This is a genomic window from Caldisericia bacterium (assembly GCA_021158845.1).
In the GTDB taxonomy this organism is placed as follows: Bacteria; Caldisericota; Caldisericia; order B22-G15; family B22-G15; genus B22-G15.
Genome location: JAGGSY010000178.1, coordinates 1 through 8053, shown reverse-complemented (window position 1 = coordinate 8053; position 8053 = coordinate 1). Strand labels below are relative to the sequence as shown.

8 protein-coding genes are annotated in these 8053 nt (G+C 35.6%); 4 read left to right on the top strand and 4 right to left on the bottom strand.

Annotated elements, in window-relative coordinates; translation table 11 throughout:
• The 4 genes from J7J33_06435 to J7J33_06420 all read left to right on the top strand — a co-directional run.
• Window positions 1-1211: response regulator (locus J7J33_06435; GenBank protein MCD6168914.1), on the top strand; the 1211-nt coding region annotated here is incomplete at its 5' end.
• Between the two features lie 20 nt (window positions 1212-1231).
• The gene (locus tag J7J33_06430) at window positions 1232-3208 is read left to right on the top strand and encodes a hypothetical protein (protein MCD6168913.1); all 1977 of its coding nucleotides are present in this window, start codon (window positions 1232-1234) and stop codon (window positions 3206-3208) included.
• Complete coding sequence (locus J7J33_06425) at window positions 3205-4053, top strand: hypothetical protein (protein MCD6168912.1); 849 nt, start codon at window positions 3205-3207, stop codon at window positions 4051-4053. Before J7J33_06430 ends, J7J33_06425 begins: the two co-directional genes overlap by 4 nt.
• 1 nt (window position 4054) lies before the next feature.
• Window positions 4055-4816: an undecaprenyl-diphosphate phosphatase gene (locus J7J33_06420; GenBank protein MCD6168911.1), complete on the top strand. Its 762-nt coding sequence runs from the start codon at window positions 4055-4057 to the stop codon at window positions 4814-4816.
• A 41-nt stretch (window positions 4817-4857) separates the two neighbouring features.
• Here J7J33_06420 and J7J33_06415 read toward each other — a convergent pair whose 3' ends face one another.
• The 4 genes from J7J33_06415 to J7J33_06400 all read right to left on the bottom strand — a co-directional run bounded on the left by J7J33_06415 (window position 4858) and on the right by J7J33_06400 (window position 7979).
• Window positions 4858-6213 carry a glutamate mutase L gene (locus tag J7J33_06415; protein MCD6168910.1) on the bottom strand — a complete coding sequence of 452 codons (1356 nt, stop codon included), beginning with the start codon at window positions 6211-6213 and terminating at the stop codon, window positions 4858-4860.
• Between the two features lie 100 nt (window positions 6214-6313).
• On the bottom strand, window positions 6314-6520 hold the full coding sequence (locus J7J33_06410; GenBank protein MCD6168909.1) for a hypothetical protein: 207 nt from the start codon (window positions 6518-6520) through the stop codon (window positions 6314-6316).
• Window positions 6521-6552: 32 nt separating this feature from the next.
• Window positions 6553-7332, bottom strand: a complete 780-nt coding sequence (mtnP, locus tag J7J33_06405; protein ID MCD6168908.1) for an S-methyl-5'-thioadenosine phosphorylase — start codon at window positions 7330-7332, stop codon at window positions 6553-6555.
• Entirely contained in the window at window positions 7311-7979 is a 669-nt protein-coding gene (locus J7J33_06400; GenBank protein MCD6168907.1) for an endonuclease V, read from the bottom strand. The genes mtnP and J7J33_06400 overlap by 22 nt, the downstream gene beginning before the upstream one ends.
• Between the last annotated feature and the right edge of the window lie 74 nt (window positions 7980-8053).

The following is an 8053-nucleotide window of genomic DNA, read 5'->3' as shown; positions in this document are numbered from 1 at the left end:
GTTATAAACAAGAAGGTTTTGTTAAGAAAAATAAAAATACCTTTCCCCCCATGGCAAAAAAGAAAGGGTTAGAGTTTCGTTTAGATGTTAATATTAATACAAATGAAATATATTCTGACTATAATGCACTAAACAGAATAATAACTAATCTCCTTGAAAATGCCGTTAAATATACTGACAGTGGGTATGTAGAGTTTAAATATATTGAGGATGGGGAAAGAATATTGATTGAAGTAAAGGATACAGGTAAAGGAATTCCAAAAGATAAAATTAATGAGATATTTAAACCATTTGAAACAACCATGTTAAAAAGAGGTGTAGGTCTTGGACTCTCAATAACAAAACACCTGGTTGATCTCTTAGGAGGAAATATTTCAGTAGAGAGTGAATTAGATAAAGGTAGTGTATTTCGTGTTGTTATCCCTTTAAAAAGATTTCCAGCTCTTAAAAAGACAGGGGAGGGATTTAAGGAAAATTCAGTTTTGATAATTGAAAATAACCTTGAAGATATAGAATTAATAAAGGATATATTTGAGAGAAGGGGAAAGATAATTTATATTGCAAGAACAGGGAGGGAAGCTTATTCAATTCTAAATAAATTTGTCCCAGGAATTATTTTTATAGATATTGTTCTTCCTGACTATTCAGGTTTAGAGATAATAAAAGAGATAAGGAAGAAGAAAGAATTCCAAAAAACCTCGATTTTTGTCTATTCCGCTCTGGAGAAAAGAAAAATTATAGGGATAAGTAGATACTTTGAGAAGGGAAAGATAGATTTCTGCACCCTTGCAGAAAAAGTTTTTGAATCCTTGAAAAAGGGAGTAATAAAATGTGGAGTTCTTTATGATCAAGAAATTAAGGAAACTGTAAGGAATATATTAAAAGGAGTCCGCAAATTGGAAATAAAATTTATGTTACCTTTAAAAGAATTAAAGAACGTTGAGGAATGGAAAGATGAGATTATAAAAGTAATAAGAAAAACTGAAGTACCTTTTGTGATGATTTTTGTGTCAGAAAAACATAAAGAGGTGCCTTTTAATCTGGATTTATTAAGGGCAGTATTTGAATACGAAAAAATGATGGGAGTAGGGCATGTTGTAATATATTTAAAGGGAAATGCTATAATTGGTACTGATATTTTAATAGAAAGAAGTGAGCAGAAATCTATCTCCAATGAGATTATAAGACAATTGGAGAATTTGGTAGAATAAATTTGTCCTCGGAGGTGAGTTTGGAGAAAGGAATTAATAAGAGATTGGCTGTGATTACTGTATTAATTATCATATTTACAGTTCTTCCAATGGGGAAACAGTTCATCACTTCTTTCAGTATAAAGGATGATACCCTTGTTGTGTTCAGTACTGCCTCTCTCCCAGATTCATTCATGGAGTTTAAAAATTTGAAGGAAAGTGAAGGATTGAATGTAATTGTAATCACTCCTCAAGAATTACAGGGAGAAGATAAGGTGGTTTCTTTGAGAGATTATCTGAGGGATAGATTAAAGACCCTGAATATAAAATATCTAATGATTATTGGCTCTGATTCAAAGTTTCCAATGGTGAGATTCTATCCAAGAGGAGATGGAAGAAGTGATGAGTTTGATGGATATTTTGAGCCCACTCCCTCTGATATATTCTTTGCCTGCCTCAATGAGGAATTTGATAAGGATGGAGATGGAAAGTTGGGTGAGTATCCAGATGATAACATCCATGTTAAGCCAGAGATATTTGTTGGGAGGATTCCAATAGACGATAAGGAAGAACTTGACAGATACTTCTCTTCTCTCGTTAGATTTGAAAAACTCCCCTTCAACAGGAAAAATAAAGCCCTTCTTGCTGGAGCGTATCTTTCATTCAGAGGTAAGGAGTGGATGGGAAGAACGCTAAAAACTGAAGATGGCGCTGAGTTTATGGAAAAGATAATAGATGAAATTCTTGTTAAGAATAGAATTACCCCCATAAGACTATATGAAGATGAAGGGACTTTACCCTCTGCCTTTCTACACGATTTCCCTCTAAACACAGTTAACCTTCAAAAGCTTCTCTCAGAAGAGACCTTCTCTTTAATAAGTATAAATGCCCATGGAAGTCCTTATAGTGTTGCAAGATACATATGGAATGATAGAGATGGTGATTACACGCTCAGTGAAAGTGAAACGACATTTAAATCTCTTTTATCCACAGGCACTCTGCCAGATGAGATAAATGGAGGGATTGTCTTTGCAGCAAGTTGCCTTACAGCAACTCCTGAAGCCCCAAACTCTTTAGCAAAAACTTTCCTTTCAAAAGGTGGAAGTGCATATATTGGTGCAACAAGGATCTCCTGGGGTCCAAGTTATTGGAAGGACATAGAAGATGGAGGACTTTTAACAATAGACTACCTATTTACAAGAAACTTTATAAAAGAAAATCAAACTGTGGGAGAAGCATTCTGGAATGCAATATCTGAATATCATGAAAACTACTTTGAATCAGACAAGGAAGACCCTGTTGAGGCAGCACAGATGAATACATACACATTTAACCTCTTTGGCGACCCTACCTTAAAGATTGATAAAGATGGAAATGCTCCTTTTATGAAGAGATACTCTGTCTTTGGATTCAAAAAAGATAACGAATTTGTGCCTGTTGAAGTTCCCACTGGTGCAAATATAGAACCATTTGATAGAGTAGATGGTGGCTTTTTAATAAAGAACATAGGTGCTGGAGAATATAACTTCTCTGTCAACAACATACCCATGAGTTTTAATTTTAATGAGATAGAATCACCAGTTTACATATATCCTGAAGAAAACGGGAATGAACTTTATCTTCATATCTTTGGAGATAAGAAAATTGTAATTCACCTCTCGCATGGATTGAAGTTTAAAGAGTGTATGACTAAAGGAGTCAAATTTTATTATGACTCTTATAGAAATATTCTTCTTGTTGAGGGTGGGGGAGTGATGATCTTTAATATCTCCGACGAAGACTATTCATTCTCGGTAAATACTGGAGATGCCATCGTTTTTAATCCAAATGGACTTGATTACAATCATGATTTCATAATAAATGAAGAGGATATCTTTGTTTTTGCCCATCATTTTGGTATAAAAAAAGAGGATGTCATGTATAATAGTTTGTTTGATTTAGATAAAAATGGATTAATTGATGGAGAAGATCTAATAGAACTCTCCTTCCATTATGGAGAGTTAGGGAGGCAGCAATGAAGGAAATTTCATTTATAAAAAACTTTGGTAAGGTTTCCCTCTTTTTTGACACAGAGAACATAGACAATGCTTTAAAGGAGGATGTTTTACTTGGACAGATAGAGAATAAAAGCGGTGTTTTTATGTGGGAGGATGAGGATCAGGAGTTTATTATAGCTTTTTTGGATGGAAAACCTGTCTATACATGTTTCTTCACAGGAAATGAGAGAGTAGAGGGTGAGGAAGGAGAGAGGATGTTTTCCTCTAAAACCAAAGGAAAAATCTATCTCTTTACATTCCCAAGAGAAATAATGATTGTTTTTCTGTCCTTTTTCTTTGGAGAAGAACTCTATAAAGACCTTGAAACTAAAGTTCTTGAACTAACTCAATTTCTTGATACCCTTGGAGAAAAGAAACTAACAGGTGTTTTATACGCAGTAGATGATGAGGAAATTTTTATACCGCTGTTTGACGGGAATATCCTTGAGGTTAAAGACGGAGAGATAGTTTCAAAAACTCCCTTTTCTTCTGAAGCAGATTCAGAGTTAATAATGAAATTTGCCACTGTTTCTATGAAACAAAATGCAAAACTCTCATTCTACTCAATAGATAAGGATATAAATCCAAATCCTATAGAACTCTCTGTGTTTAAAATGAGAGGTGAACAACTAAAGAATCTTGCAAAGGATGCGCTCGCAGAGGTTTTAAGGGAGAGAGTTAAAAGATTTGAGGATATGATTGACTCTGTGAAAAATTTGAAAGAGTTAAGAGATTTAATACCGAAAATAAAAGAGGATATCTTTGTCTTATACAACAAAAAACTCTCAGAGGATGCAGAAAAAGCTTTAAAGAGGATAACTGGTTAAAGTGAGTGCTTTGCATGGTTTAATTCTTGGAATTGTTCAAGGTTTGTCTGAGTTTCTTCCAATATCATCTTCAGGTCATCTCCTCCTTACATCCTATATACTGGGAATTCCTTCTCCTCCAATAGTATTTGATTTGGTCCTCCATTTAGGAACGGTTCTCTCTCTTTTCTTCTTTCTCAAGAAGGAGATTGTGTATGCGTTTAAAAAAGTAAGACTCATCCTTTTATTAATGACCTCCATAATTTTTACCGGTGTCACTTACTTCCCTTTCAAGAAGGTATTTGAGGAGAGTTATGAAACCATAAATCATCTTCCCTTCTTTTTTATGTTCACGGCTTTATATTTAACCCTTTTTTATTTAAGAAAAAGGGGAGATAAGAAGGCAGAGGAAATTTCGTTTTTTTCAGCCATAATACTTGGAGTACTGCAGGGAATAGCAATATTTCCGGGCATTTCAAGGAGTGGAATGGTTCTTGTAGGTGGAGTGCTTCTTGGAATGAAGGAGGAGGAATCTTTTAAATATACATTCCTTCTCGCCATACCATCAATAATTATTGCATCTTTCTATAAGTTTTATGAGTACATAAAAGCACCCATCTACCTCTCTTTCTCTCCATTAATTCTTGGATTCCTCTTCTCATTTATATTTGGCCTTATCTCTCTCTACATACTCCTAAAGATTGTAAAAAGGAGGGAGATGTTCATCTTTTCCATATATCTTTTTATACTCTCCATAGTAATTTTTTATTTAATAAAAAGATAGAGCCTTTTAAGTACGAGGGAAAATTGGAAGATAAAAATAAATTAAAATAAATTGTCTTTGAAGCCAAGGGATTCAAGAAGGAGTTTCTTTGCACCTATGGGATAAAGATTTGATATAGTTCCCATTGCTGAAAAGATATAGTATTTATCTATAAGAATCTTTGGATTCGTGGGAAGGAGGAGTCTTTCATTTTCAGTATTTTTAAACAGCCTTTTTAAAAAGGTTTTCATTGATGGAATATGGGTAAAAACTCCCCCTGTCCCAACCACCCATTTAACATTCCTCAAATCCTTTCCAAAAATTGCCTTTATCTTTCCTGTGGGAGTATAAAGATACCTTACCTCCCCAACATGTCTTAAAAGTGCAGTTTTTACACAGATTTCTGCAAGTTTCTTCGTTAAATTAACCTCCCTTCTCTTCTCTGGGATTGGAGAAAGATACTTAAACTTCTTCTCTATCTCTTCTCTATTTAGAGGATCTATCTCGTTAAGCACATTCTTTGCAGAAACATAGACACCGAGGTCTCCCTCCACAGTTCTCTTGGCTATAGGTTCTGGATATATAACAATAGAATCCTTATCCTTTTTACCCTTCGTAACAGAGTGAACATCAGTTGTTGCTCCTCCAACATCAAATCCCATTATGTCTCCTATTTCCTTGTAGAGAAGCATAAAGGAATTCATCACAGCTCCTGGAGTTGGAATTATATCCCCCTCAACCCAATTCCTTATCTTTTCCATTCCTGGGGCATGGATTATGTGTTCCTCAAAAACTCCTTGAATCACCTTCCTTACAGGCTCAATATTTAATTTGTCAATTTCGGGATAAACATTTTCAGTTATGTATACTTTGAAACCTTTACTCTTAAATATATCCCTAACTATATCCCTTACTGCGCGATTCCCTGCAAACACAACAGGTGGTTTTATAGAGATGGTGGATAATCTTTTTGCATTCTCAACAACAATCCTATCCTCTCCAAAATCAACACCCCCTGATAGAAGTATTATATTTGGCTTTATCTCCTCAATCTTTTTCAAATCATGCGGGGTTATAAGTCCTGCAGTTATAAGCTTCACAATGGCTCCTGCACCAAGAGCTGCCTCTTTTGCCGCCTTTGCAGTCATCTCAAGGACAAGCCCATGAACTGTCATTCTAAGACCACCTGCAGCAGAGGAGTTTCCAAAGAGATGTGTCCATGTGAGTTTGTGCGTGCCAAGTTTATTTTTGAGGTCATCTATGGCTCTCTCAAGCCCCCTTGTAACATCTCCCTCATCAACAGTTGTTTTTGCTATGCCCTTTCCTAAATATCTTGGATTTCTCCCCTTTAAAGAGGAGAAAGCAGATACCTTTGTAATAGTTGAGCCTATCTCAACAACCAGTGTATGAACTCTCACTAAAAGGAATTATAACATAAGGGTTAGATCCCTTTGTAGAATTTCACCTCTTTTATCTTCTTTATCTCTTTATCCTTTGTTAAGAAGGTTAGATTGAAAATTACCACTCACCTCTAATCTCTTTTTGATACTTCTCTGGATCTTTAGTAAGTGTGATGACTCCGGAATACTTCATTAAAGTTTTTTTACTTGTTCCCTTCTTCTCTCTGATTAATTTCTCAATCTTTTTCCAGTACTCGTACGGAATAATAACCTCTACAATTCTCTTTTTTTCATCAAGGATGTATCTCTTTTTTATCGTATTCATATTTCCTCCTCAAAGGAATTATAACATAAGGGTTAGACTTCGCCTGGTGCAAATCTGCAGTTGCAGTGTCTTTCCTCTGGAATTAGTTTAATTACCTCAATTATTATCTTCTTCAGTATCTCACTCTTCTCATCCATGAGTCTCTTCACCTCTTCATGGGTTATCATCTCGTCTGTTATTCCTGCAGCAAAATTGGTCACTATTCCAATGGAGGCATAGCAAAGTCCCAACTCTCTGGCAAGAGTCACCTCAGGAACACCAGTCATACCAACAATATCACCGCCAAGAATCTTTAACATCTTTATCTCTGCCCTTGACTCATATCTTGGTCCATTCATGGCAACATATGTTCCAGCAAAATGAAATCTTACCCCTTCCTTCTCCATAACCTTTCTTATAACATCTCTCATCTCCGGGCAGTATGGATCTGTCATATCTGTATGAACAACCTTCCCCACTGAGTCAAAGAATGTAAAGTCTCTATCGTGGGTAAAGTCAAGAAATTGGTCTATTATCACAAAATCACCTGGCTTCATATTCTCATTCAAAGAGCCTGAAGCTGATGTTGCAAGTATTCTTTCAACACCAATCTCCTTCATAGCCCAGATGTTTGCCCTGTAGGGAATGAGGTGGGGTGGAATTGTGTGGGTTTTTCCGTGTCTTGGCACAAAAACAATCTCCCTGTCACCAATCTCTCCGATACTAACCTCAACACTCCCGAATGGAGTTATTATCTCCTTCTTCTCCCTCTCCTTCACACCGGGTAGATCATAGAATCCACTTCCTCCAATTACACCAAATTTCTTTCCCATAACTCCTCCTTTACTCTCTTTGAAATTTTATCAGCAATTCTTATTGGTTCTGGAATTCTATACTTTACACATAGAGATAACACTATATCTTTAGACTTTTCTATGTCTATCATATTCCCTGGAGAAACAAAGAGTGGTTTTACTTTATCTCTTGTTCTTAACACCACTCCAATCTTCCTATTTTTATCAAACAGGTATGTAAAACTCCCCTTCTTCTCATCAGGCTCCTCAAATTTTCCAAAGAGATGACTCTTTGCAACGCCAATTGTTGGTCTCTCTATAAAAATTCCTATGTATGTGGCAAGACCAAGTTCTCTTGGGTGTGCTATTCCCTGCCCATCCACAAGAACCACATCAATCTCTTTTAGATCAAAATGTTTCTTTATCGTCTTTACCGCATAGGGACCCTCTCTAAAGGAAAGAAAAGTTGGAATGTATGGGAAACTAACCTTTTCCTTTTCTACAACAACATCCTTAACTTTCTTCTCAAAAGCATCATACTTTACAACAACTGTGTATTGGAAATCTCCTTTATATGAAACATCCACGCCAAGGACAGTTTTTACCCTGTCTATATCTTTAGAAAGAACTATTCTTTTCCTTAAATTCTTTTGAATTTTAACAAACCTCTTTAGAATTTTATTCATTATCGTAATAAAACCAGATTGAATAATGGGTCTTTCTTTTAAGTCTATCCGCAGCGTAAAAATCTATATACTCT